Source organism: Ensifer sp. 4252, assembly GCF_050434565.1.
Classification (GTDB): Bacteria; Pseudomonadota; Alphaproteobacteria; order Rhizobiales; family Rhizobiaceae; genus Ensifer.
Genome location: NZ_JBNDIU010000005.1, coordinates 101,924 through 127,625 on the forward strand (window position 1 = coordinate 101,924; position 25,702 = coordinate 127,625).

16 protein-coding genes and 1 pseudogene are annotated in these 25,702 nt (G+C 62.9%); 7 read left to right on the forward strand and 10 right to left on the reverse strand.

The window, feature by feature from the left end; all coding sequences use genetic code 11:
- Window positions 1–9: 9 nt before the first annotated feature.
- From dhaL to ABIE33_RS13685, 6 genes are all read right to left on the reverse strand, one after another.
- Window positions 10–651: a dihydroxyacetone kinase subunit DhaL gene (gene dhaL / locus ABIE33_RS13660; protein WP_429125733.1), complete on the reverse strand. Its 642-nt coding sequence runs from the start codon at window positions 649–651 to the stop codon at window positions 10–12.
- Window positions 652–666: 15 nt separating this feature from the next.
- Window positions 667–1,659: a dihydroxyacetone kinase subunit DhaK gene (locus ABIE33_RS13665; RefSeq protein ID WP_429125735.1), complete on the reverse strand. Its 993-nt coding sequence runs from the start codon at window positions 1,657–1,659 to the stop codon at window positions 667–669.
- A gap of 29 nt (window positions 1,660–1,688) precedes the next feature.
- Window positions 1,689–2,462 (reverse strand): SDR family oxidoreductase, encoded by a 774-nt coding sequence (locus ABIE33_RS13670; RefSeq protein ID WP_429125737.1) that lies wholly within the window; start codon window positions 2,460–2,462, stop codon window positions 1,689–1,691.
- A 59-nt stretch (window positions 2,463–2,521) separates the two neighbouring features.
- On the reverse strand, window positions 2,522–3,508 hold the full coding sequence (locus ABIE33_RS13675; protein ID WP_429125739.1) for a substrate-binding domain-containing protein: 987 nt from the start codon (window positions 3,506–3,508) through the stop codon (window positions 2,522–2,524).
- Between the two features lie 85 nt (window positions 3,509–3,593).
- Entirely contained in the window at window positions 3,594–4,598 is a 1,005-nt protein-coding gene (locus ABIE33_RS13680; RefSeq protein ID WP_429125740.1) for an ABC transporter permease, read from the reverse strand.
- A 58-nt stretch (window positions 4,599–4,656) separates the two neighbouring features.
- Window positions 4,657–6,135: a sugar ABC transporter ATP-binding protein gene (locus ABIE33_RS13685; protein ID WP_429125741.1), complete on the reverse strand. Its 1,479-nt coding sequence runs from the start codon at window positions 6,133–6,135 to the stop codon at window positions 4,657–4,659.
- Window positions 6,136–6,435: 300 nt separating this feature from the next.
- On the opposite strand from ABIE33_RS13685, the gene ABIE33_RS13690 reads away from it, so the two are divergent.
- The 4 genes and pseudogenes from ABIE33_RS13690 to ABIE33_RS13705 all read left to right on the forward strand — a co-directional run.
- On the forward strand, window positions 6,436–7,506 hold the full coding sequence (locus ABIE33_RS13690) for an HlyD family secretion protein (protein ID WP_429125743.1): 1,071 nt from the start codon (window positions 6,436–6,438) through the stop codon (window positions 7,504–7,506).
- The gene (gene rbbA, locus ABIE33_RS13695; protein WP_429125744.1) at window positions 7,506–10,292 is read left to right on the forward strand and encodes a ribosome-associated ATPase/putative transporter RbbA; all 2,787 of its coding nucleotides are present in this window, start codon (window positions 7,506–7,508) and stop codon (window positions 10,290–10,292) included. Before ABIE33_RS13690 ends, rbbA begins: the two co-directional genes overlap by 1 nt.
- A gap of 2 nt (window positions 10,293–10,294) precedes the next feature.
- Window positions 10,295–11,407, forward strand: coding sequence for an ABC transporter permease (locus ABIE33_RS13700; protein ID WP_429125746.1), 1,113 nt, complete (start codon window positions 10,295–10,297; stop codon window positions 11,405–11,407).
- Between the two features lie 172 nt (window positions 11,408–11,579).
- Window positions 11,580–11,801, forward strand: a pseudogene (locus tag ABIE33_RS13705) (hypothetical protein); the annotation flags it as partial.
- Between the two features lie 64 nt (window positions 11,802–11,865).
- Here the strand turns inward: ABIE33_RS13705 and ABIE33_RS13710 are convergent.
- The gene (locus ABIE33_RS13710; protein ID WP_429125747.1) at window positions 11,866–12,405 is read right to left on the reverse strand and encodes an AAA family ATPase; all 540 of its coding nucleotides are present in this window, start codon (window positions 12,403–12,405) and stop codon (window positions 11,866–11,868) included.
- Between the two features lie 335 nt (window positions 12,406–12,740).
- Here ABIE33_RS13710 and ABIE33_RS13715 point away from each other — a divergent pair, with 335 nt between their 5' ends.
- Window positions 12,741–13,361, forward strand: coding sequence for a pentapeptide repeat-containing protein (locus ABIE33_RS13715; protein WP_429125748.1), 621 nt, complete (start codon window positions 12,741–12,743; stop codon window positions 13,359–13,361).
- A gap of 52 nt (window positions 13,362–13,413) precedes the next feature.
- Here ABIE33_RS13715 and ABIE33_RS13720 read toward each other — a convergent pair whose 3' ends face one another.
- Entirely contained in the window at window positions 13,414–13,668 is a 255-nt protein-coding gene (locus ABIE33_RS13720; protein ID WP_429125980.1) for a hypothetical protein, read from the reverse strand.
- A 115-nt stretch (window positions 13,669–13,783) separates the two neighbouring features.
- Window positions 13,784–17,812, reverse strand: a complete 4,029-nt coding sequence (locus ABIE33_RS13725) for an AAA family ATPase (RefSeq protein WP_429125750.1) — start codon at window positions 17,810–17,812, stop codon at window positions 13,784–13,786.
- A gap of 471 nt (window positions 17,813–18,283) precedes the next feature.
- Between ABIE33_RS13725 and ABIE33_RS13730 the strand changes: the two genes are divergently transcribed.
- The gene (locus tag ABIE33_RS13730) at window positions 18,284–24,055 is read left to right on the forward strand and encodes an alkaline phosphatase D family protein (protein ID WP_429125752.1); all 5,772 of its coding nucleotides are present in this window, start codon (window positions 18,284–18,286) and stop codon (window positions 24,053–24,055) included.
- Window positions 24,056–24,091: 36 nt separating this feature from the next.
- On the opposite strand, the gene ABIE33_RS13735 is transcribed toward ABIE33_RS13730, so the two are convergent.
- Window positions 24,092–25,000 carry an SDR family oxidoreductase gene (locus tag ABIE33_RS13735; protein WP_429125754.1) on the reverse strand — a complete coding sequence of 303 codons (909 nt, stop codon included), beginning with the start codon at window positions 24,998–25,000 and terminating at the stop codon, window positions 24,092–24,094.
- A gap of 89 nt (window positions 25,001–25,089) precedes the next feature.
- Between ABIE33_RS13735 and ABIE33_RS13740 the strand changes: the two genes are divergently transcribed.
- Window positions 25,090–25,674, forward strand: coding sequence for a TetR/AcrR family transcriptional regulator (locus ABIE33_RS13740; RefSeq protein WP_429125756.1), 585 nt, complete (start codon window positions 25,090–25,092; stop codon window positions 25,672–25,674).
- The last annotated feature ends 28 nt before the right edge of the window (window positions 25,675–25,702 follow it).

The following is a 25,702-nucleotide window of genomic DNA, read 5'->3' on the forward strand; positions in this document are numbered from 1 at the left end:
TGTCAAGGATTACGCGAGGCGCGCCCGAGCGCAGAGCGAAAGCTCCTTCAGGATGATCGCACAGGAGGTGGCACCTGCGTCGAGCACGCCGAGCGAGCGCTCGCCGAGCCGGCTGGCCCGGCCGATCTTGGCGACGAGATCGCGGGTCGAATCGCGGCCGGCTTCCGCTGCGGCAACCAGCGCATCGAGCGCCTCGTCGAATGGCTTGCCATCGGCGGTCGCGCCGTCAAAGGCGTCCACGGCTGGAGCGAGCGTGTCGATCAGCGTCTTGTCGCCGACCTTGGCCGAGCCGATCGACTGGATGCCCTCCAGGCCGGCATGCAGCATGCGACTATAAGCTGCCGCATCGATGGCCGGCACGCCGTCGAGCTTCTCGGCAAACTCGGTGAACATCACGCCATAGAGCGGGCCCATGGACCCGCCGATCTCGGTCATCAGCACGGTGCCGAGCGTGTCCAGCGCCTCGGACAAGGTCGTTTCCTTGCCCTTTAGCCGGTCGGCCGCCATGCCAAATCCCTTGGCCATGTTGACGCCGTGGTCGCCGTCTCCGATCTTGCCGTCGATTTCGCTTAAGTGGGCGCGGTTTTCGATGATGCGCTCTGCGAGCGACAGTACGATCGCGCCTGAATTGGCGTTGCTAAACGTCTGCATGATGCGCCTCTTTCGTCACAGGATGGTGGTGCAGCGAACTTCGACGTCGAGGAGCGCCTTGAGTTCGTCGTCGAGCGCCAGCACGGTCAGCGTCGCGCCGACCATCTCCAGCGAGGTGAAATAGTTGCCGATATAGGTCCGGTGGATGCGGAGACCGCGAGCGGTGATTTCCTTCTCGATCGTGTCGTTCAGGATATAGAGCTCGTTGAGCGGTGTGGCACCGAGGCCGGAGACCAGCACCGCGACCTCGGTTCCCGAGGCGAGGTTGTGATCGTCGAGCACGATCTGGCACATGTCCTTGGCGACTTCGTCGGCGGTTTTTAGCGCTTCGACGCGCACGCCCGGTTCGCCGTGGTGACCGATGCCGACTTCCATTGTGCCGGGCTCGATCTGAAAGTTCGGATGGCCGACCGCCGGAAGCGTGCAGGGCCCAAGGCCGACACCGATCGAACGGCAATTGTCGATCGCCTTCTGCGCGGTTGCGCGCACGTCCTCGAGGCTTGCACCTTGCGCTGCCTTGGCGCCGCCGATCTTCCACATGAAGATTTCGCCGGCCACGCCGCGGCGCTTCTCGCGCTCCTCTGGCGGTGCCGAGCAGACATCATCATTGGCAACGACGGTCAAAACGTCGATGCCGTCCTTGGCGGCGAGCTTCATCGCCATCTTCACGTTCATGTTGTCGCCGGCGTAGTTGCCATAGAGGCAGACGACACCCTTGCCGCCATTGGCTTCGCGGATGGCATCGTGGAAGCTCTTGGCAGTCGGCGACGAGAACAGCTCGCCGACGGCGACCGCGTCCAGCATGTTGCGGCCGGTGTAGCCGATGAAGGCAGGCTCGTGACCGGAGCCGCCGCCGGTGACGACGCCGACCTTGCCGGCGACCGGCGCGCCCTTGGCGACGATCACGCGCGGATTGTCAGCCAGGCGTACGATGTCGGAGTGAGCCTTGACGAAGCCCTTGACGGTGTCCTCGACCACCTCGTCGGGATTGTTTATGAACCTTTGCATGCTGTCTCCTGTAGATGGGTCGTGCTTCGTCAGAGAATTGTGTAGCCGCCGTCGATCAGAAGATCGGCGCCGTTGATCATGTCGGCTCCCGCCGACGACAGGAACACGGCGGCGGCCGCGATCTCCTCGGGATAGGCGAACCGGCCGACAGGGATGCGCTTCTTGGCAGCTTCGCCTTTTTCGCCGCTCCAGGCCTTCTTGCCGAGTTCTGTCAGAACGATGGTCGGCGAGATGGTGTTGACGGAGATGCCATGTTTGCCCCACTCGGCCGCAAAGGTCTTCGACATGCCAATGACGCCGAACTTCGACGCGCAATAGGCGACGTGATCTTCGATCGCGACGGTGCCGGCCTGTGAAGCGAGGTTGATGATCTTGCCGCCCTTGCCGGCGGCGATCATCGCCCGGCCGACGGCCTGCGTGACGAGGAAGCTGCCCTTCAGATTGATGGCGATCGTCTTGTCCCAGTGGTCGAGCGACAGCTCTTCGGCAGGCGCCAGGAACACGACGCCGGCGCTGTTGACGGCGATGTCGATGCCACCGAAAGCGGCGACAACGCTAGAGACGGCCGCATTGACCGAGGCTGCGTCCGAAACGTCGCAGACGAAGGGTTTGGCATCACTCCCGAGAGCCTCGGCTTTTGCGCGCGCGATATCCTCGTTGATGTCGAGCACGGCAACTTTCGCGCCCTTGGCGGCAAAAGCGCTGGCGATCGCCGCGCCGATGCCGGAGGCGCCGCCGGTGACAAGGGCAACCTTGCCCGTCAGCGGGAAATTGAGGTCGATCTGGGGTGTGGTCTCGGTCATGTCGTGATCCCTCGGCGGTTTGAAAGCGGGGCGGGCATGCCGCCCCGCCTGTGGTGGCGCTACTTGCGGGCTTCGAGCAGCTTGTCGACGTTTTCGGTCGTGACCGGCGTCCACGGAACGTTGTATTCCTTGCCCTTGCCGTCGTTGAACGGCATGTCCGGATACTGCGCCCAGATGTCGGATTGCGGCTTGTAGTCGCCCTTCCTCGCCTGGAAGATCGCGATGTCCAGCGCGCCCTGCGCCTGCGCGCGGGCGTCCTGCAGGATTGAGGTCATCGTGCCTTCCTTGACGGCCGTCAGAGCATCGGTCACGCCGTCGATGCCGGCAATGGCGAAGCCGTCCACCTTGAGGCCGGCCGACTTGATCGCTTCGATCGCGCCAAGCGCCATCTCGTCGTTCTGGCCGATGACGCCGTTGATCTGGCCTGAATGGGCCGTCAGCCAGTTTTCCATCAGGGTCTGGGCTTCGGCGCGCGACCAGTTGGCCGTCTGCTGTTCGAGAACCTTGACGTCAGGGCATTCGGCAAGCGCCTTCTTGTTACCCTCAAGGCGGGAGATCTGCGCCGATTGGCCGATCGGACCCTCGATGATGACGACATTGCCCTTGCAGCCGATCTTGTCGAGCACGGTCTTGGCTTCTATGTAGCCGGACACGGTGTCGTCGGAGCCGACATAGGCGGTCAAGAGGTCGGAGTTGACGCGCGTATTGGAACCGACCACCGGGATACCGGCGTCATGGGCGGCCTGGACGGCGGTTGCGCCGGCTTCGATGTCGATCGGCACGAAGATGATCGCGTTGAACTTCTGCGTGATCATCGTGTTGAACTGCTCCTGCTGGACCAGTGCGTCGTAGCGGCCGTCAAACACGGTCAATTCGACTTCGCCGCTCTTGACGGCGGGGTGCTCTTCGAGGGCCGCCGACCAGATCTGCATGAATTCGGCGTTGAGGCCGTAGGGTGCCGCACCGATCTTGAGCTTTTCCTGCGCGACGGCGGACGACGCGAAGAGGGCCGTGGCGGAAGCCAGGGCGATCACGAGTTTCTTCATGCTACTCCTCCATTTTGTGGTTTCCGCCGCCTTCATGGCGCACGGATTGGTTGACGGCCGCCGCCAAGCGGCCATTTTGTCGGGGTCAGAGACCCTGATTGCGTTTCTGGTCGAGCATCACGGCGCCGACGATCAGCGCGCCTTTGAGGACCTGCTGGTAGTAGGATTGGATGCCCATCAGATCGAGGCCGTTGTTCATCACGCCGATGATCAGTGCGCCGATCAGCGTTCCCGTCACCCGGCCGACGCCGCCCGAAAGGCTGGTGCCGCCGATCACGACCGCTGCGATCGCGTCGAGCTCATAGGCGATGCCGGCCTGCGGCAGGGCGGAGCCTGTTCTGGCCGAGAGCATCATGCCCGCAAGCCCCGAAAGGCCGCCGGAGATAACGTAGACGAGGAAGCGAATGCGGGTGACGTTGATGCCGGAGGTCTTGGCCGCATGCGGGTTGCCGCCGACGGCGTAGATGTAGCGGCCGAAGCGCGTGCGGGTCAGGATCCACCAGGAAGCGAGAAAGACGATCGCCAGCAGGATGACCGGCATCGGGATGCCGAGGATGCTGCCCGTTCCGATCCAGCGGAATTCCGGCGTCAGTGCCGGCACCGGCTTGCCGCCGCCATAGATCAGCGTCATGCCGCGGGCTGCAGAGAGCATGCCGAGCGTGGCGACGAATGCCGGAACCGAGAAGCGCGAGACGATGAAGCCGACGATGATGCCGCAGGCGACGCCAACGAGAATGCCGATCGCAAGTGCGACGAAGAGGGGGTAGGGCGCACCGGCAACGCTTGCGGTCGCCGAAGTCGTCGCGAAGCTGGCGCTCACCATGCCGGCAAGCGCCACCACCGAGCCGACGGAAAGGTCGATGCCGCGCGTCAGGATGACGAAGGTCATGCCGATGGCGAGCACGCCGTTGATCGACGTCTGCAGGAGCACGTTCGAGATGTTGCCCGGCGTCAGGAAGTATTCGTTGGAGAGCGACAGGATGAACGCCAGCAGCAGGAAGGCGAGAAAGATGCCGTATTCCTGGATCAGCGTGCCGCGGTTTTCGGCGGTGAACCAGCTTCTGGATGAATTGTTTTCAATGTTGGACACGGTTCTCAGGCCCCTTTGATGTCGGACAATCGCCTTTGGCGTCGATCTCGCGGGTGGTTCAGGTCGACAGATGAACGAGCGACTGGGCGTCCGTCGCCCGGCGATCGTAGATGCCGGCGGACTTTCCCTGACGCATGACGAGGATGCGATCGGACATTCCGAGCACCTCGTCGATCTCCGAGGAGATCATGACGACGGTGCCGCCGGACGCGGTGAAGTCACAGATGATGCGGTAGATCTCGCGCTTCGCCCCGACGTCGACGCCGCGGGTCGGCTCGTCGAGCAAGAGCAATCTCGGCTGGCGCAGGAACCATTTGCCGAGCACCACCTTCTGCTGGTTTCCGCCCGAAAGGCCCGAAATCGGCATTGTGTCGCGCGCGGCCTTGATGCCGAAGCGGGCGATCATCTCGGCGCTTGCCGCGGCCTCGTCCCGGCGCTTCATGACAAAGCTCGGGCTCATCTCCGGAAGGCTTGCGAGGCAGATGTTGCCGCGAACGCTGCCTGCAAGGTTGAGCCCGGTGACTTTCCTGTCTTCGGTGACGAAGGCAATCCCGCTTGCCATCGCGTCGGCCGGCTTCGTGACGGCGATCTGCTCGCCTTCGAGGCGGATGTCGCCTTGCGTAGGGCGGTCGAGGCCGAACAGGCAGTTGAAGATCTCCGTGCGGCCGGAGCCCATCAGCCCGTAGATGCCGAAGATCTCGCCCTTGCGCACCGAAAACGAGATGTCCTCGATCTTGCCCGGCAGCGTCAGGCCCGAGACCTCCAGGCCGACCTCATCAGTCGGGGCGTTGGTCTTGATATATTCCTCGCTGAGTTCGCGCCCGACGATCATCTTGATCAGGCCGGGACGATCGATCTCGGTGAGAAGGCCGCTGCCGACATAACCGCCGTCGCGAAAGACAGTGTAGGAATCGGCGATCTGGAAGATCTCGGAAAGCCGGTGCGAGACATAGACGACGCCCTTGCCTTCGGCCTTGAGACGGGCGACGGCGGCGAAGAGATGCTGCGCTTCCTTCTCGCCGATCGCCGATGTCGGCTCGTCCATGAAGATCACCTCGGCGTCGTGGCTGAAAGCCTTGGCGATTTCGACCAGTTGCATCTGCGCGACCGAAAGGGTCATCATCGTCTGGGTGGCACGGATGCCGAATTCGAGCCGATCCAGCAGCTGCTGGGCGTCCTGGTTCATCTTCTTGAAGTCGATGCCGCTGAAGCGCCCGGACGGCTCGCGGCCGAGATAGATGTTTTCGGCCACCGTCATGTGCGGGACGGGGCTCAGTTCCTGTTCGATGATGGCGATACCGGAGGCGAGCGCTTCGGCCGGGTTGCCATAACGGACTTCCTTGCCGCGCCGCCAGATCGTGCCGCCGTCGCGCTGCTGGATGCCCATGAGGATCGACAGAAACGTCGATTTCCCAGCGCCATTGCCGCCGCAAAGCGCGTGAACGGAGCCGGCCTGAAGTTCGAGGCGGCCGTCGCGCAAGGCGGCGACGCCTCCAAATGATTTCTTCAGTCCTTCAACCTTCAAAAGCGGTTGCATGGTGTCCTCCCACGCTGCGATGGCGATTAGGTCGCTACCCATGTCGACAAAAATCACACGCGGATCGACATATGTCAATATCAGGATTTTACTTTTGATTTTTCTCGCCGTCTTTTGTCAAATCATGACCCGTCGCAGGAGAGAATTGACATGAGTCAATGCAAGGCTGTGATCGCTCGGGCTTGTCTTAGCGATCTGTTTACGCCGCGGTGACGGTTCATCGCGTGCGACCTATTCCCGGTTGTGTTTGGGTGGCCGCGGGCTATTGTCGTGGTGTACATTTGAAGGTGGGACGCTGAAATGGAAAAAGCCCGGAAGAATTGGCTTGTGATCGGTCTGGTCGTTTTTGCCCTGGCCGGCGGCTACTACGCCTGGCAGAACCTGGATCGCAATGCGTTGCCTGAGGGGATCGCCAGCGGCAACGGACGCATTGAGGCTGTCGAGATCGATATCTCGACCAAAACGCCGGGCAGAATCAAAGAGATCCTGGTCGACGAGGGTGATTTCGTTACCGCCGGTCAGGTGCTCGCCCAGATGGATACCGTGCAACTGGAGGCCCATAAGCGGCAGGCCGAAGCGCAGCAGCAGCGTGCCATCATAGGCGTCGAAGCTGCAAAGAATCTCGTGACCCAGCGCGAGGCGGAAAAGGCGGCAGCCGAGGCCGTGCTGGCGCAACGGCGGGCACAACTGGACGCTGCCGAAAGGCGGTTCGCCCGATCCGAACAACTGGTGAAGTCAAGCGCGGTTTCGCAACAGGTGCTTGACGACGACCGGGCGACTGCAGAGGGCGCACGAGCTGCTGCCAGTGCTGCGGAAGCCTCGCTTGCCGCCTCGAATGCGGCGATCAATTCGGCGAAATCCCAAGTCGTCGATGCCGAAGCCTCGGTCGAAGCAGCCAAGGCGTCGGTCGAGAGCATCGTCGCCGACATCAACGACAGCACACTTGTTTCGCCGCGCGACGGCCGCATCCAATATCGCGTCGTCCAGCCCGGCGAAGTGCTGGCGGCCGGCGGCCGGGTGCTCAATCTCGTCGATCTCGGCGATGTCTACATGACGTTCTTCCTGCCGACGGACCAGGCCGGCCGCCTGTCGATCGGCAGCGAGGTCCGGCTGGTGCTCGATGCCGCGCCGCAATACATCATTCCCGCCAAGGTATCCTATGTCGCCGATGTCGCGCAGTTCACGCCGAAGACGGTCGAGACGGCCGAAGAGCGGCAAAAGCTGACGTTCCGCATCAAGGCACAGATTCCGAAGGAACTGCTGAAGAAATATATCCGCATGGTGAAAACTGGGCTTCCGGGCGTCGCCTATGTCAAGGTCGATCCCAATGCGGAGTGGCCGGCGAGCCAGACCGGCACGCTGGTGCAGTGATGGCAGATCCCGACCGGGCCGGCTTGCCGCCGGCAGAGCCCGTGGTTCGTCTGAATGCCGTCAGGCTTTCCTATGGGAAGACGAAGGCGCTGGACGACGTGACGCTCGACATACCGTCCGGCTGCATGGCCGGCCTGATCGGACCGGACGGGGTGGGGAAATCGAGCCTGCTCTCTCTTGTTGCCGGCGCACGGGCCGTGCAGGCAGGACGGGTCGAGGTGCTCGGCGGCGACATCGCCGATGCCGGCCATCGCCGCCGGACCTGCCCGCGCATTGCCTATATGCCGCAGGGCCTTGGCAAGAATCTTTATCCAACGCTCTCTGTTTTCGAGAACGTCGACTTCTTCGGCCGTCTGTTCGGCCATGATCGCGAGGAACGCGAGAGGCGGATCGCCAGCCTGCTTCAAAGCACGGGTCTTGCTCCCTTCGCGGAACGTCCTGCGGGCAAACTTTCCGGCGGCATGAAGCAGAAGCTCGGGCTTTGCTGCGCGCTGATCCACGATCCGGATCTGCTGATCCTCGACGAGCCTACCACCGGGGTGGACCCCTTGTCGCGACGGCAGTTCTGGGAACTGATCGACGAGATCCGCACTGAGCGGCCGGGCATGAGCGTCATCGTCGCGACTGCCTATATGGAAGAGGCGGCGCGTTTCGACTGGCTGGTGGCAATGGATGCGGGCCGGGTGCTGGCAACGGGCACGCCCGACCAACTGCTGGAAAAGACCGGCGTCGATACGCTCGATGCCGCCTTCATCGCATTGCTTCCCGAGGAGTTGCGGCGCGAGCATCACGACGTCGTCATTCCGGCGCGCCCGGAAGGTGCAAGCGAGGATATCGCCATCGAGGCGAACAACCTCACCATGCGCTTTGGCGATTTCGTCGCGGTCGACAATGTTAGCTTCCGCATCGGCCGCGGCGAGATCTTCGGATTCCTCGGCTCCAACGGCTGCGGCAAGACGACGACGATGAAGATGCTGACGGGCCTGCTTGCGGCCAGCGAAGGCACCGCGAAACTCTTCGGACGCGAGGTCGACCCGCGCGACATGGAGGTGCGCCACCGTGTCGGTTACATGTCGCAGGCCTTCTCCCTCTATACAGAGCTTACGGTTCTGCAGAACCTCGAGCTGCACGCCAAGCTCTTCGGCATGGCGGCCGACACCATTCCTGGCCGGATCGAAGAGCTGGCGCAGCGCTTTGATCTGTCTGGCGTGATGGAGGCTCTGCCCGACGCTTTGCCGCTCGGGGTGCGCCAGCGGCTGTCGCTTGCGGTCGCCCTGATCCATTCGCCCGATATCCTCATTCTGGATGAGCCGACGTCAGGCGTCGACCCTGTGGCGCGCGACAGTTTCTGGCAGATCCTCGTCGACCTCTCCCGTAACGAGCAGGTGACGATCTTCATCTCCACCCACTTCATGAACGAGGCGATGCGCTGCGATCGCATGTCGCTGATGCATGCGGGCAAGGTGCTGGTCAGCGATACGCCTTCAGGCATCATGAAGAGCCGCTCGGCATCGACGCTGGAAGAAGCCTTCATCGCCTATCTGGAAGAGGCGATCGCCGGGGCGAAACAGGCGGCACCTGCAGTGGTCAGGGCTCACGCTCCGTCGAAGCTGGTAATCGCGCCGGAGGTCGAAAAGAAACCGTCGTCGACGTCAGGGTTCTTCGACATCGGGCGCATGTTCAGCTATACCCGCCGCGAGGCGCTGGAGCTGGTTCGCGACCCCATTCGGGCGACGCTTGCGACCATCGGCACGGTTATCCTGATGTTCGTCATCGGCTACGGCATCAACATGGATGTCGAGGATCTGACCTTCGCGGTGCTCGATCATGATCAGACGACGACCAGCCGCGAATACATTCTCGAGATCGCCGGCTCGCGCTACTTCATCGAGAAGGATCCGATCACCGATTATGCGGACTTGGACCGGCGCATGCGCAACGGCGAACTCAGCCTCGCAATCGAGATCCCGCCGGGTTTTGCCAGGCGCGCCGCCCGTGGCGATACGGTCGAAATCGCCGCATGGATCGATGGCGCGATGGCCAGCCGTGCCGAAACGGTCAAGGGCTACGTGCAGGGGCTGCACGCCCATTGGCTGACCGGCAAGATCCGCGAACGCTACGGCGATGCGGCAACCGCCGGCACGTTCAAGATCGAGACGCGCTTCCGCTACAATCCTGACGTCAAGAGCATCGTCGCCATGGTTCCGGCAGTCATCCCGCTGTTGCTGATGCTGATCCCGGCCATGCTGTCGGCACTCAGCGTCGTGCGCGAGAAGGAATTGGGCTCGATCGTCAACCTTTACGTTTCGCCGGTGACCCGGCTGGAATTCCTGGTCGGCAAGCAGATCCCCTATATCGCTCTGGCGATGCTCAACTTCGTGCTGTTGACGGCGTTTGCGATCTTCGTCTTCCGGGTGCCTTTTACCGGCAGCCTGCTGACCTGGACGGTCGCGGGGCTGATCTATGTCTCGGCGGCAACGGCAATGGGGCTCGTCATCTCCACCTTCATGTCGAGCCAGATCGCGGCGATCTTCGGCACGGCGATCCTGACGCTCATTCCGGCCATCCAGTATTCCGGCATGATCGACCCGGTCTCGTCGCTTGAAGGCGCCGGCGCTTTCATTGGCCAGATCTACCCAACGACGCACTTCATGACGATTGCCCGCGGCACCTTCTCCAAGGCGCTCGGCTTCGGTGATCTCGCCGGCGCCTTCGTGCCGATGCTGATCGCGGTGCCGGTGCTGCTGGCCATCGGCACATTGTCCCTCAAGAAGCAGGCGAGGTGACGATGCGCCTGTCCCATATCTACCATCTCGGCATCAAGGAGCTATGGGGGCTCTGGCGCGATCCGATCTTGTTGATCCTGATCGTCTATTCCTTCACGCTGTCGGTCTATACCGGCTCGACGGCGATGCCGGAAACGCTCAACCGCGCGGCGATCGCCATCGTCGACGAGGACCAGTCGCCGGTTTCGACGCGGATCTCCACCGCTTTCTATCCACCCTATTTCGTGCCCCCGCAGATGATCACCCCGGCGGAAATGGACCACCGCATGGACCAGGGCCTCGACACCTTCGCCCTCGACATTCCGCCTAATTTCCAGACGGATCTTTTGGCCGGTCGCTCGCCGACGATCCAGCTCAATGTCGATGCGACGCGCATGAGCCAGGCCTTCTCTGGCAACGGCTATATCCAGCAGATCGTCACCGGCGAGGTCTCCGGCTTCCTCGATCGCCACCGCAGCGAACAGTCGCTGCCCGTCGATCTGGTTTTGCGCGCACGGTTCAACGCCGAGCTGAACAAAGGCTGGTTCGGCGCGGTGATGAACGTCATCACCAATATCACCATCCTGTCGATCGTGCTGACGGGGGCTGCCCTCATCCGCGAGCGCGAGCATGGGACAGTAGAACATCTGCTGGTCATGCCGGTAACGCCATTCGAAATCATGGTCAGCAAGGTCTGGTCGATGGGTTTGGTGGTGCTGCTGGCCTCGGCGGTCTCGCTGGTGTTCGTCGTCAAGGGCGTGCTCGCCGTCCCGGTGCAGGGTTCGTTTGCGCTGTTCCTGCTGGCAACCGCCCTGCAACTGTTCGCCACCACGTCGATGGGCATCCTGCTGGCCACGATCGCAGGCTCGATGCCGCAGTTCGGCCTACTCTTGATGCTGGTGCTTCTGCCGTTGCAGGCGCTCTCGGGCGGCATGACGCCGCGCGAAAGCATGCCCGAGATCATCCAGACCATCATGCTGGCGGCGCCGAACACCCACTTCGTCATTCTGGCGCAGGCGGTCCTGTTTCGCGATGCCGGTCTGGACGTGGTCTGGCCGCAGCTTCTTGCCTTGCTGGTGATCGGCGCCATTCTCTTTGCCTTTGCCATGCGCCGCTTCCGGGCGTTCCTGAAATAGCCCTCGCGCCACGGCGGCGACCGCCGGTGGCGCAAGGTGCAATGTGTGATTGGACGGAGGGTCGACCGTGACGGCACCGGGACTGCTCATCACCTTCAACGCCGGTTCTTCGACGGTGAAGATCGGCCTGTTCGAAATCCGCGATGGCAAGGCGAGCCGCGTCGGCAAGGGCGTCGAGGAGGGCATGTCCACCACGCCATTCGACATGACGGTGCTCAACGAACTCGATCGGTTTCATCTGGCGCTGGAGGCGATCGCCCGGGTTCCGGGGCTTAAGGAAAAGGCGGCGGGCGTCGTCGCCGAACTTAACGGCAAGCTCGACGAGCACCATCGCTATGTCCGCGAATACGGCGAGGACATGCCGGAAATCCAGGGCTGGCGCTGGCCGGGCTAGGGTCAGCGGCTTTTATTTGACGTTAGGCCGTGGGTAACCGCGGCCTGCTCGTCGAGCGCGTCGGTCAATGGCCTTGTAACCGGAACGCGCCGTCCTTGACGGCGTTCGTGATAGCCTCGCATGTTTGTACGGGCGTCATTCCCGAGACAGGCAAGACGTGGTGTGCCAAACTTCCCAAGTCCTCGAATTGCCGGTGAAGGGCGGTGATCGGCACAGGGTCCGAAAGGGTTTCGCCACCGCGTTCGCGGCACCGACGGATCGCCTCGTTCAGGTCCGGACGAAGAATGATGTAGTGCAGTTTCGCACCAAGATTCCGGAAGGCGGCAAGGAACCAGGGTCCGATAATGCCGTCGACCAGCACGAAATAGCCTCCTTCGGCATAGCGCAAAGCAGCACCGGCGAGCACCTCCATGACGACGGCGTTTTGTTCCTGTGCCTCGGGTTTCCAGGGAGGAATCGACCCGGCTTTGATGAAATGCCAGAAATCATCGGAATGAAGATGCACCTTGGGACAGCCGGGAACCTCTACCAGACTGCGCGCGGCGGTGGTTTTTCCGGAGCCGGGTGTGCCGGTCAGGATTAGAATTTCTCGAGGTTTGAACATGGCTCCGTTATAGCCCCGTCTGGATGGCGCGCAAGCTCAAGGGGGTGTTGCTCGCCAACACCCATTTCCGTCCGCCGCACAAATCTCGGTAACTCCGATGCCATCTGGCGCGACATCGTGCTTCAGCCGTGGCTGGACCATCTGCACATAATGGCGGATCGGATCTATCTCATATGCTCGATATCGAGATGCTTGGCACTGCCAGTGGAAAAAGCGAGCGGCTTACTCTGCGCGCATCATGGAAAGGAAACGACCTCCTGTCGCCTTGCGCAGCGCGCATTTTCACGCCAGACACAGGCCCGAGCGGCGCTTGAATCGAGGGAGGGCAGGCGAAAATGGCCGAACGCAAACATGGAGAAGCAGCTCCGGCGACGGAAACCACCCTTTCTGGCGCCGACTGGTATGGTCTGGATATTTCCGACCGCAACCACGGCCGGACGCTCTTCTCGGATCTCGATATGACCGAGGCAACCAGCGCCGGCGCGGTCTTCAAGGAATGCACATTCCGTCGCGCCAAGTTCAATTGCTCGCGCCACGACGGCAGCGCCTTCATCAACTGTACCTTCGTCGGCTGCAATTTCTATGATGTCGCTTTCAACGACTGCAAATTCGTCGGCAGCATGTTCGACAGCTGCAAGTTCGACGCGACAAGGATCAAGGGTGGGAACTGGTCATTCGTCGGATTGCCGGGTGCCGACCTTCGTAGTGCGGTTTTCGCTGACGCGATCCTGCGCGAAGCCGATCTTACCGGCGCGCGTTGCGAGGGCGGGACGATGACCGGGCTCGACCTGTCGGGTGCCTGGCTTCACAGCGCCAATTTCACCGGATGCGATCTGCGCGGCAGCGATATAAGTTCGATCGAACCCGAAACGGTGACGCTGAAGCGCGCCGTCATCACGATCGAGCAGTCGGTGATGATTTGCGAGGCGATGGGTCTGGTGGTCAGAGCGTCCTAAGCGACCGTCCCACGGTCTTCGCGCAGAGACCATCAGGCAGGCGGAACGTGGCTTAGTTTCGCGGTTCGCCGCTCGGCGCATATACAGTCTTCTGCTTGAAGGCGAAGATATGGCCGCAGCGGCACCGCATCATGTGTTTGGCGGGATCACTCGACGGACGCTCAGTCGAAAAGCCCGCTGGCATCTGATCGATGAGAAAACCACGGGTCCTGCTTTTTGGATCATCGTTCTCCGAGGCTTCTGCAAAGCCGGACGCTCCACATTTCGAGCATTCCAGTTTTCTCGAATAACGATCTCTCGACACGATTGTCCCAATCCAAAATCAACTCGGGACCCGAACTATAGGAGGCGAGGGGCGTGTTCAAGGCCGGGCACCGAAACGATGTCGGGTCGGGGCGCTCTTGAGGACAGGCTGTTGCCGATCAGACCGTGTCCTGCCGACGCCGGATCTCGGCTGCTATGGTGGCCTCATCCTGTCTGAGGGAAAGGCGCTTGGCTACGGCAAGGCCCTGTTTCCACGTCGACAGCGCGCGCTCTTTGCTGTCGTCCAGCCAGTGCGCCAGGCCGCACCACAGTCCGTATTGCGCTGCGCCGACCGGGAAGACCCGGCAATAGCGTGCCAGTTCATACAGCACCTGCCGCTCCCAATGCCCCCATTCTTCATACTCGCGGGACAGGCCCGCCTCCCGGCCGCGAAACAGTACTTCGGCCACGCCAGAGATGCCGATCAACGCGCTGTGGGAGGAGGGCCGGCGCATGGCGCGCAACAGGCGAAGCGTGTCGACGGCGGCCTCGACGCTTTCTGCGTGCCTGCCGACGCGGGCGAGCGCGAGCGCCAGCGCCCCACGCGCCGAAATCTGTGCCGCAAGATCGACGGAGCCTAGCATGGCCGAGGTGATCAACCGGAGTACTTCTACCGCTTCGCGAGGCCGGTCCATGTGCAACACGCAGAGCGCCTTGCAGCGCAAGGCCCATATTTCCTGCTGGATGTTGCCGGCGTTCTGGGCCCGCGACAAAAGCGTCAGTGCCGCAGGCTCCAACGCGCTCCAGTCCCCGCGATAGTAGAGCGACCAGAAACGTATGCCCTGCGCATTGCACCAGCGCAGCTGGTCTCCGGCGCTCAGGCTAAGACCCTGTGACTGGTCGAGGCGGCGGTCGACCATCTCCCAATCGCACCGGCCGAGGCGCCAGAGCGCATCAAGATAGCAGACATGCGAATGGATCGCGGGATCGGCGATCTCGATCGCAACCTTCTCGGCCCTCGACATGAAGTGATGGCAGACGCGCTGCCAGCCCATCATGCCGAAGCCGCAGGCGAGCTGTGCCGATGCAACCGCGGTTTCGACGGAAGAGCCGGTGCGTTCCGCATGGGTGACGGCGCCGACCAGGTTGCACATCCCGCGCGAAAAGCGCAGTTCGAAATAGTCCACCGTCGCCGCCTGGTTGAGGCAACGGGCCATTTCGCGCTCCCAGCGTATGCGGTTCTGTTTTCCAGCCAGATCCGGTGATGGCGGGAACACCTGTTGATAGGCGAGCCGGGCACCTCGCAGGATCAGACCCACCAGCGTCCCGCTGGCCGAGGTTGGCACGGGGGCACCCGCCGCCTTCAGCGCGCGCCGGACGGCAACGCCCTGAGCGTGGATATCGCCTCGGCTGTAGTGGGCTTCAGCAAGCTGCCGGCGCCAGCGGACCGCCTGCAGCCGTTGATCGTCGTTCCACGGCTGCTTCCTGGGTTCGTGGCTGAGGCAGATGCCGACAAACGCCTCGACCTCGCGGAAGGCGCCGATCTGCAGCGCGTTGGTCGCGGCGAGATCGGCATATTTCACCGCCTTCTCGTTGTTGCCCGCCGCCTCGAAATGTTGGACGAGGACGGCCGCGTCGGCGCTGCCCGCATCCGTTCGTCCGGCTTCGATCCAGGTGGCGAGCGCACCATGAAGCCTGTTGCGCAGGTCGCCGGGGATCGATCCGTAGACGACGTCGCGCGTTTGGTCGTGGCGAAACGCATAGTGTCCAGGCTGATCTTCCGGGCGAACCAGATGGGCCGCCACAAGTGTCTCGAGCACGGCATAGACGCTCTCGCCATCGAGATCCGGCTCCAGCAGGGCATTGAGCTGCGTGGTGGTGAACGAGCGCCCGACCACGGCCGCTGCCTTGATCACGTCCTGGGCCGCGGTGGTCAGGCGATCCAGACGCTCGCGAATGACCCGTTCGACGCCTTCGAAATATCTGAGGTCGTCGAGCGGGCGAATGGAGCGCCAGAGCCCATCGCGGATGGCGATCAGGCCTTCGCTCTTCAGTGTCAAAGCGATTTCCTCGGCAAAGAATGGATTGCCGCCGGCAAGCTTGGAAATCCGGTGCGCCAGTTCGTCGTGCGGCGGCGCCTTGCCCAGCGTCCGCGCGACCAGCTTCCAGATCGAGGCATCATTCAGTTCATCAAGCTCCAGGATCTGACAAAAGCGGGCGGGATCGTCGGTCTCCGATGTGCCGGCGTTGAGGCGGGCGGTTTCGGCCCGGCGCCTGAGGCTTTTCACCTCCTCCGGGATCTCCTCGGACCGCACGCAGAGGATGACCAGCAGCGAGGATTGCGAACCGAGTACCCATTCCACGAGCCGCCACGAGGCTGAATCGAGCCATTGGCTGTCTTCGAGAACCAGCGTCAGAGGATGGGGAGCCGCCCCGGCGATGATGTCGCCCATCAGGCGCATGGTCGCGTCGGCCCGGTGCGCACCGTCGAGGTGCCTCGTGCTTTCGTTCTGCGGGATGTCGACGGCGAGCACATCGGCAAGCAAGGGCAGACGTGTGAGAATGGCAGCGTCTCTCCTGGCGCGGTCATGAATGCGTTCAAACAGGCGGGCGCCGTCGCTGTCGGCGGGCAGGCCAAGCAGGGTCTCGATGACCCGCCGCCATGCCCAAAGCGATGTGCGCCGATCATCGCGCTCGGCGGGTGCAACTGCGACGACTGCGCCCTTTGCCCGCAATTCGTTCGTGAAGGCGGTGACGAGCCTGGTCTTGCCGATGCCTGGTTCGCCGAGAACCACCACGAGGCTGTTGGTCCCGCTACTGACGTTGGCAAATGTGGCTCTCAGGAACCGCAATTCGCGCTCACGGCCGATAAGGCTCGTCGGCACTGATGCCGCCGGGCGCCGTGTCTGCGGCCGGAACGCCGGTGCCATGTCGCCGAGACCCTCCAGTTGCAGCGCGCCGCGCCGCTCGAAGGCGAAGGTGGCTCGGCTTGCCCGCTCGGTCGGCGCATCGCAGAGCACGTCATCTGCAGCGACCGCCATCAGGCGAGCAGCACGATTGACCGGGGGACCGAGGACCATCAGCTGTCGCCTGCGGGTGCTGCCGACGACGCGAAAGAGTGCGTCACCCGTCGCCACGCCGACCGATACCGACAGGCCGAAGCGTTGAGCAGTTCGGCAGATGGCCCGAGCCGCATCGACGGCGCGCTGTGGGTCGTCGCGGTGGAAGGTCCCGTGAGCGCCGAAGGCGACGACAAAGACAAGGCCTTTGTCGTCGAAGAGCAGTTCGCCGGGCGGTCCGCCTGAATTCTGGAGGTCGGCCTGGAGCGAGGTGCAGAGGTCATGGTGACGGGCGAGAGCCATCGGGTCGCTGTGGTCGAGACCGGCGATCCGCGCAAACAGCGCCGAAATCGGCCTGATCTCGGCGAGCCGGTCCAGCCGTGCGTCCGATCTCAAGCCATTGTTTTCGTCGTGCGAGCAACCACTATGCGTGACGACAGGCGCCTCTTCCGTGGTTCGCACGATATCTTGCAGCTGTGGCGGCAGGAATCCGGACAACCATTCGGTCCTGAGTGTCGGTGGCGCCGGAGGCGCAATGCAAGGCGCATCTTCACCGCCTGCGGTGTCCGCAACAGCAATCGCCTGCGTCGCGCCATCCGACAGTACATATTCCCAGCGACGGGCCTGGGTCTGCGCTCTTGCTGCCTGCATGACCGCATCGCCGCCGGCAATCAGGTTCCAAACCGGCCGGCCGCCGAGTGCCGCGGCCCAGAGCTGCCCCGCTCCGACGCCGACATGAAGTGCAGGCCCGATTTGGCCCGGGGCCGCCTCCTGTGGAGCGCCCTGGTCGCGGCAGATTGCTTCGGCGCAATCGGTCGCGGATCGCACGGCACGGCCGAGGTCGACATCGCTAGCTGCCCAGTAGGCAAGGAGAGAATCGCCGGAGAAATAGAGAACCTCGCCGCCACGGTTGCCGATCTGCTCGGCGCAGCGCGCGTAGGAAAGCGTGAGCAGTTTTGGGATCTGTTCCAGGCCTTCCTGTCCGCGCCGGGCCAACTGTTCGACGAGGGCCGTGTAGCGCGACACATCCACGAACAGTACCGCGGCCGGAAACGCGACGGCGGCCGGACGGTCGCCACTGGCGCCATGGATCCTGCCCAGCAATTCCAGCGGCAGGAAGCCCTCCAGGAGCGGATCGTTTTTTCCCATGACTTCTTTCTCACGCCTGCAGAAAGACGAAGGAAGCGCCAGCGCCCAGTTTGCTCACACGATGGGGTGAGGCCCTACTACTTCTGGATTAGTGGTTCCCCTCTCACGTATCTGCAGACTTTCGCATATAATTCGCCCGGCGCTAAGAGGGGTCTCTCAACGTCAGTCGAAATCAGGGCATGGGTCGGAAAGGCCAATGCGGTGCTTTGTGCTCGTATGCAACCCAAGGTTAAGTTAATGCCTTCCGGCCCCGAAGCGTGGGATGGATGCGAGCATATTTTGCAGGCGTGGAAAGACCGGAAAAAGAACGGCCGCGATCGAGGGGGCGGCATATCTGGTGGAGAACACTGTGCAGAGAAGCGACATCGGAAAAGACAGATCGCAGACCGGCAGAGGATCGAGGGCCGTCGTCGACGAGGCGTTGCGATACCGCATCGCTGGGCCTCGCGGTAGCTTGCCGCGGAGGCCAGCATGAGCGACCTCGACACGGAATCGAAAACGGCCTGGATATCGCAGGGTTTCGAGCGGTTGATCGATCGCGTCCGCAAGGCGCCGGCCAGTGTGCACTTCGATGTGCTGATCATCGGCAGCGGTTATGGCGGCGCCGTTGCCGCATCGACCTTCGCCGGTCGCACGCATGAGGGCAGCCCGATCACAGTTGGCGTTCTCGAGCGCGGGCGTGAATATCTGCCGGGCTCGTTTCCGACAGGGCTCGGTGAATTGCCGCGCCATATTCGCAGCGACACCAACAAGGAGGGGCTGATCGACATCAGGATCGGTGCGGAGGTCGTTGCCGTCGTCGCTAATGGCGTGGGCGGCGGTTCGCTGATCAATGCAGGTGTCATGGAAACGCCGCTGCCAAGCGTGTTCCTCAAGGGCTGGCCGACGGCGCTCACGGATCTGTCGGCCTGGAAATCCTATTTCGATCGTGCCCGTGATCTGCTGGGTGGTGCCATCATGGGGGCACCCAACACCATTGCGAACCATGTCGATGGCGTGCCGCAAAAGTTTCGCTCCATTCGCGCCATCGCGCCGGATGGCAACTTCCGCCCCGCTTCGATCACCGTCGCGATGAGCGACACCACGAGTTCGGGCAATGTGAGTCTTAACAAATGCATGCGCTGCGGTGACTGCGCGACCGGCTGCAATGGTGGCGCGAAGAATTCGCTCGATGTCAATTTGCTGGTGCGCGCCCATGAGTACGGCGCTGAAATTTTCAGCGGTGCAACGGTGCTGACCATCGCCAGGGATGGGGCGGCCGGCTGGATCGTCAATTGCGTCCACACCGACACTAAATTGCGCAAGCGTGACGGCGGCACCGTGTCGATCAGGGCTCGCAAGGTGGTGCTCGCCGCCGGTACGCTCGGCTCAAGCGAAATTCTCATGCGGTCGTGCGGCTTGGGCTTGCGACTGCCCGACAAGAACCTGGGCACACGATGCTCGACCAATGGCGACATGCTGGTTGCCGACTACGCCACCACAGCTGCCGTCAACACCGTCGCCGACGAAACGGTCAAGCCTTCGACCCGGGCAATCGGGCCGACGATTACCGGGGTGATCGATCTGCGTGCCTCCGCCGGTGTCATGATCGAGGAAATGTCGGTACCGGCCGCCCTCCGCATCGCCTTCGCCGAGGTTTTCGCGACGCTCAACACGCTGCACGGTCTCGCCAAGCATGACGGCACCCGGCACCGGTCGGGATTTCCGGAGGATGATATCTATGCAGTGCCGGCCACACGCATCGGCCACTCCGCTCTCTACGCCGTCATGGCCGATGACGGCGCGGCTGGCCGGATCGAGCTCGACGGCGATCCAATCGCTACCGATCGCGACGGGATTGCCCGGATCCGCTGGGACAGGCTGCAAAGCCTGCCCGTCTTCGACGAGGAGGTCGCGGCGCTCGCGGCGCTGACCAAGAACTCAGGTGGCCGGCTCATCCCCAATCCGGTCTGGAAGCTGTTGCCGGCCGATCTGACCTGGCTGCTCAAAGATCAGCGCGGGCCGTTGGCAACCGTCCACCCGCTTGGCGGCTGCGCTATGGCCGATACCGGCGCAGACGGTGTCGTCGACCATCTTGGCCGCGTCTTTTCGTCGGCGGATTCCGATGCGGTGTATGACGATCTGGTTGTGCTCGACGGGTCGATCGTTCCGACAGCGCTTGCGACGAACCCCGCCTTGACGATTGCAGCGATTGCATTGCGCGCGACCGAAGCGCTGGCGGACGAATGGGACTATGTCGCGGCCGAAGTTCGGCCGGTTGGTGCGCCGCTGGTTCGACCAGTCTTTCGCGACACCGACGTCGCCGCGCGGGTGCAGTCGAGCGAGGTCGAAATCACCGAACGTCTTGTCGGCCCCGTTCGCCTGACGCCTGCCGATGGGGTCGAGGAAACCCGGATCGTCGAGCTGACCATGCGGTTTACGCCGACGATGCTTGGACAGTTGACGCCGAACAATGGTGGCCATCCGGTCCTTCGTGTCGCGACCGAAGTGCCGGATCGCGCCATCAGAAGCCAGATCCGGATTTTCCCCCGGGGTGTCTGGGAAGCGCTCGAAACGACCTGGCTGCCTTTGCATGTGAAGGAGCAGAAGCTCGATGCCGCCGTCGAATTCAGCGCACCGATCTCCGGCAGCCTGCGGATATTCGAGCGCCAGCAGAGCTCGCTGCTTGGACGGGTGTGGCGCGCCGGCAAAGCGTGGACGCTGAACCGGGGCCTTCGCGACAGTTACCAGGCCCTCGTCGACGGCGATGGTGGCCCCGGTATCTGGTCGCGGGTCAAGTCGGCTTTCGCGATCGCCAGCCGCTCCGGCGAACTCAGGGCGCTCACTTATGATCTGACCATCGGACCGCGGGACGTCGGCGGCAAGATAACACTCGACGGCAACCGCATCGTCGGCACCAAGACGTTCACCTACGATCGGCGCTGCAACCCGTGGCGCCAGCTTATGGAGGTGACGCTCGACAGGTTCCCAGGCCTCAGCGCCGACAGCGGCGAACGCGTCCTGAAGCTTGATGTCGGCTATCTCGCGCGGATCGGCGTGCCGTTGTTCCGGATCGTCAATCAACGCGACGGCGCCAATACCATCGGCGATCTCCTGTCGTTCTTCGGCTTCGTCACGCGGCTTCTGCTCGGTCTGCACATCTGGAGTTTCCGTTCGCCCGATCAGGACAAGCGGCCGCGCGAGGCGATCGTCAACCGTCTGCCGCCGAGCACGCTCAGTCTGCCCGGCGGCGCATCGATCACCGCCGAACTGCACCGCGTCGCGCTTGCTCCCGAACGGCCGGATGGCGGAGGCAACGACATTCTAGGCGAGGTGCGGCTGACGCGCTACCGCCATCCCAACACCAAAAAGCGGCCACTGGTGATGTTCCACGGCTATAGCGCCAGCGGCACGACGTTTGCGCATCATGCGGTCAATCCCAATTTCGCCAGCCATTTCTGGTGCACCGGTCGTGACATATGGATCGCCGATCTCAGAACCAGTGCCGGCCAGCCGACGGCAACGGAGGCCTGGAGTTTTGACCAGATCGGCAATGTCGACGTGCCGGCTGCGCTTAAGGCCGTGGCGGCGACGTCGCCTGACGGAACGGTCGATGTGATCGCGCATTGCATGGGAACCGTCGTTTTCAGCATTGCCGTTCTGAACGGCCATGCGACCGGGCTCGTCAATCGCGCCGCGTTCACGCAGGTCGGCCCGCTGGTGGTCTTCGCACCGGCCAACATCTTTCGCGCCTATGTCGTGCGCTACCTCATCGATTTCCTGCCGGACAGCTACAGCTTCAACCCGAAGGAGCCGACGCTGGCGGACGATCTGCTCGATCGATTGTTGTCGACGCTACCCTATCCCGTCGAGGAGTTCGACGTCGAAAACCCGCTATGGCCGACGAAGCGGACGCCCTGGACGCGGACGCGGCACCGCATGGACGCGCTCTACGGTCGCGATTTCAACGTGCGCAACATGGAGCCGGAGATGCTGCGCTATATCGACGAGCACTTCGGTCCGCTGAGCCTGTCGACGGTGTCGTCGACCCTGCATTTCGTTCGCTACTCGACGATGACGGACTTTCATGGACGCAATCGCCTGGTCTCGCGCCAGAATCTGGAAAAGCATTGGTCGTTCCCGACCTTTAGCGTGCATGGAGCGGAAAATGGCCTGTCGCACGTCTCGACCGTCGATCGCATGCGGCAGATTTTTGGCGATGCCGGTCGGGTCTATACGCCTCCCTTCGTCAATCCGGGCGCGGGGCATCAGGATGCTCTGGTCGGAACGACGCGCCACGCGACCTTGCAGCAGATCCAGCAGTTTCTCGACGCCGATATACCGACGGCTGCAGCCAAGGCCGACAGTGAAAAAGTGGTGTACCCGCCCTGGATCGGTCCGATCCTGACCGAAGAGCGCCCGAAGACCCCGGCGCTGGTCATCCGCCTGGGTTCGGCACCCTCGCATCGGGCGACCGAAGCCGCATTGCTGCTGCGCATCCGACTGGTCGACGATCGCATCTGCCGGCCGGATGATGCGGCCAAGCCCTGGGATGTCCAATATCTCATCGAACACCTCGTGGCCTACACCTCCAAGGCGCTTGAGGACGATGGCTGGGACGCATTCGAAGCCCCGCTGCCGGCGCGCATGCCGGGCAACGCGGGCGAAGATCGCGGCAATGCGCTTTTGGTCTTGCTGGTCTATGACGAGGATGCGGCGTTGGCGGCACCGGACCTCGAGCATGAGGAACCACCGCCGCCGCTTGAACCCGTCGCCGCACCACCGCCGGTGATCGTGTTCGGCGAGACAGCCGCTCCGCGTGATCCGATTGCTAGCCCTGGCGGCGGGCTGTCCTTGCCGACCTTCGACTTTGATCGGCATCTGGCACAGCCCGGCCGGGCAGGGCAAGGCCCGGCCTACGGCTACTTCGTCGCCGATATCGCGCTTAAAGAGATGCGCCGACTGGATCCGACAGGCGCCGGCGATGCCGCGAGCAAACAGGCGGTCGCGTTTGCCTTCGGTCGGTTTGAGAAAATGGCGGCCGCGGTCGAGCGTGCGATCGCCTTTCCCCCTCCGAGCACAAGGCGACAGGGCTTCATGCAGGCGGCGCCGCCGCCCGTTGTCGAACAGGATTTCGACCTGAGGGACGGCGTCATTCCCTATGATCCGCCGGTGCAGCCGCCCCTGGAACCGACGCCGAACGGCACCAGCTTTACGCTGTCGTCGTGCCAGTATCCGGCCGGATTTCTCGACGATGCCGTCGCCTACCATTCCTATGGCCGCATCGGCGACCGCCTGGAAGCCAATGCCGGCATCAAGCCACGCTTTGCGCTTTTCGTCGGCGACCAGGTTTATGTCGACCCAACGGCGGGCCTTTATGACCCGACCCGTCGGGACGACCGATACCGGCTGCCCTATGAAGCCTGGCTCAGCCAGCGAAGCGTGCGCAACGTGCTCAGGCAGATCCCGTCCTTCATGCTGCTCGACGACCATGAGATCGACGACAATTGGGAACCGATTTCCGATCCCGACGACGATGACAACGCCGAAAAGGCGATGCGCGGCATCGAGGCCTATTGGAAATATCAGCGCGGCATACATGCCAAGCTTGATATGTTCGATTTCGACGGCTTTCATTTCTTCATGCTCGATACGCGGACGCAGCGCACGCACCGCAAGGTCGGCGACGGCCTTAAGACCGCGGCGATGATTGCGCCGGCGACGATGGACAGTCTGAAACAATGGCTGTTGCTGGCGCCCGCGCCGAAATTCGTCGTGTCGCCGGTGATGTTGTTGCCGCGGCACCGGCGCGCCGTACAGCGCGACCGAAGCCTCGCCTGGACGAACCTGAGTGCGTTGCATTCCGACGGCTGGGACGGGTATCCCAACACGCTTCGCGAGGTGCTTGCCTATATCGCCGAGAACCGGATCGAGCATGTGGTGTTTCTCTCGGGCGACGAACATCGAGGCTGCATCGCAACGGTCGATCTCTACGATGAAGATGGCTCCGTCACCCGTCTCCACTCGATCCACACGGCAGCGATGTTTGCGCCCTATCCCTTCGCCAACGGCATCGACGAGGAGATCGTCGACAGCGAGACGATCGACGTCCTGAACGGTGCGAAGACTTACCGCTGCGTCGTCAATGCAACGCGCCCGGCGCCCGGAGATGGGGCGACATTTCTCGGCGTCCGTCAGGCCGGCGCCGGTTGGGAACTCGATTGCGAGTTCGGCGATGGCGCGGTCCAGACGCTAACGATCTGACGGATGGGATTGCCAAACGCCTTTGAGTAAGGTGTTTCAGCGATATCCCGCCGCATCCGCGGGCTTGTCCTGCTCCATCACCTCGCGCATGTAACGCCAGCAATCGGGGCGCGAACCGTCGAGATCGGTGAAGCCATACTCCTGGGCGAGGCCGCCGCTCGACAGGGATTGTCCATTCCATCGCTCTTTCTGTGCGTCTGCAGCGAGCGCCGCGATGGCGCGGCCGACGAAGCGCGGACTTTCGGAAATGACGAAATGCGGCTGGATCTTCGTTGCCTCCTGCCAGGTCTCTTCCGTCACTTGGAAATGCTCCAGCATCATCTCCGATCGCATCCAGCCGGGCGTAATCGATATGGCCGTGCAGCCATGCGGCTCCAGATCCTTGGCATGCGCCCAGGCCATGCGATTGGCGGCAACCTTGGCGAGGTCGTAAAACGGCGAGAGCCGATAATGCTCCGCATTGTATTCGGCCGTCCCGTCCGTCACCTCGACAAGCAGCCCGCCGCGATTTTCGATCATCAGCGGCAGGGCATGGTGGGCGGTGATCAAATGGGTGTCGATGGCCAGTCGAAGCAACTTCAAGCCGTTGTCGAGATCATGCTCCCATACCGGCTTGTTCCATTCGAACAGGTTTTCGCCACCCCAGACGTCGTTGACGAGGATGTCGAGCCGGCCCTGTTCCCGCCGGATGCGTTCGATGAGTGCCTTCACCTGTGTGGATTGCAGGTGGTCGACCTGCACCGCGATACCTTCGCCGCCGAGTTCGCTGACAAGTTCCGCCGTTTCCTCGATTGTTTCCGGGCGATTGTATTCCGATTGCTGGCTTCTCGTGGTGCGGCCGGTGACGTAGACGGTGGCGCCCGCCGCACCGAGCTCGGCAGCAATTCCCCGACCGCCGCCGCGGGTGGCGCCTGCGACCAGTGCGATTTTTCCCCCAAGTGTCATGTTTCCCTCCATCGGTGATCGATGCCATCTGGTCGTGGCTGCGAGAATAAGATATATAAACGATTATTCGGTTATTAACGAGAGTCAAGATGCCACGCCCCAAAACGATGCCCGACGAAGACGTGCTGGCAGCCGCGCTGGCGATCATGCAGGCGCGCGGCCCGGAGGGGCTGACCTTCGCTGCCCTTGCCACTGACACGGGGCTCTCCGCCTCCACCCTGGTCCAGCGGTTTGAAAACAAGCAGAGGCTCGTCCAGCGTACGCTTTTGCAAGCCTGGGACGGGCTCGACCGATTGACGGACGAGCTTTCCGAGGCTTTGCCGAAGACACCGGAAGGTGCCGTCGATCTGCTCGTCGGGCTGTCCGGCGATTATGGCGGCATCGAAACCTACGCCGACGGTCTTCGGATCCTGCGCGAGGATTTGCGCGATGCTGCTCTGCGCGCCCGCGGCGCGCGATGGCGCGATGCGCTCTCCCAGGCGCTGGATGAACGCCTGGCCGGTCCATCGGGGCCGGTACCCGGTATCGGTCTCCTGATGGCATCCCACTGGCAGGGGGCCCTGCTTTGGTGGAGTTTTGACCCGCAGATCCCGGTTGCGGATTTCGTCCGGCAGAGCTTGCGCCGTTTCGTGTCGGTACTTGCCACAGGCGCATCCGCCCCACACGCATCGTGAAGCCGTTGCACGACTGAGCCACGACGGG

Bases quoted from the DNA above. Each gene is read 5' to 3' on its own strand.
- dhaL (WP_429125733.1), bottom strand. From the start codon at position 651: ATGCAGACGTTTAGCAACGCCAATTCAGGCGCGATCGTACTGTCGCTC.
- ABIE33_RS13665 (WP_429125735.1), bottom strand. From the start codon at position 1,659: ATGCAAAGGTTCATAAACAATCCCGACGAGGTGGTCGAGGACACCGTC.
- ABIE33_RS13670 (WP_429125737.1), bottom strand. From the start codon at position 2,462: ATGACCGAGACCACACCCCAGATCGACCTCAATTTCCCGCTGACGGGC.
- ABIE33_RS13675 (WP_429125739.1), bottom strand. From the start codon at position 3,508: ATGAAGAAACTCGTGATCGCCCTGGCTTCCGCCACGGCCCTCTTCGCG.
- ABIE33_RS13685 (WP_429125741.1), bottom strand. From the start codon at position 6,135: ATGCAACCGCTTTTGAAGGTTGAAGGACTGAAGAAATCATTTGGAGGC.
- ABIE33_RS13690 (WP_429125743.1), top strand. From the start codon at position 6,436: ATGGAAAAAGCCCGGAAGAATTGGCTTGTGATCGGTCTGGTCGTTTTT.
- rbbA (WP_429125744.1), top strand. From the start codon at position 7,506: ATGGCAGATCCCGACCGGGCCGGCTTGCCGCCGGCAGAGCCCGTGGTT.
- ABIE33_RS13700 (WP_429125746.1), top strand. From the start codon at position 10,295: ATGCGCCTGTCCCATATCTACCATCTCGGCATCAAGGAGCTATGGGGG.
- ABIE33_RS13710 (WP_429125747.1), bottom strand. From the start codon at position 12,405: ATGTTCAAACCTCGAGAAATTCTAATCCTGACCGGCACACCCGGCTCC.
- ABIE33_RS13715 (WP_429125748.1), top strand. From the start codon at position 12,741: ATGGCCGAACGCAAACATGGAGAAGCAGCTCCGGCGACGGAAACCACC.
- ABIE33_RS13725 (WP_429125750.1), bottom strand. From the start codon at position 17,812: ATGGGAAAAAACGATCCGCTCCTGGAGGGCTTCCTGCCGCTGGAATTG.
- ABIE33_RS13730 (WP_429125752.1), top strand. From the start codon at position 18,284: ATGAGCGACCTCGACACGGAATCGAAAACGGCCTGGATATCGCAGGGT.
- ABIE33_RS13735 (WP_429125754.1), bottom strand. From the start codon at position 25,000: ATGACACTTGGGGGAAAAATCGCACTGGTCGCAGGCGCCACCCGCGGC.
- ABIE33_RS13740 (WP_429125756.1), top strand. From the start codon at position 25,090: ATGCCACGCCCCAAAACGATGCCCGACGAAGACGTGCTGGCAGCCGCG.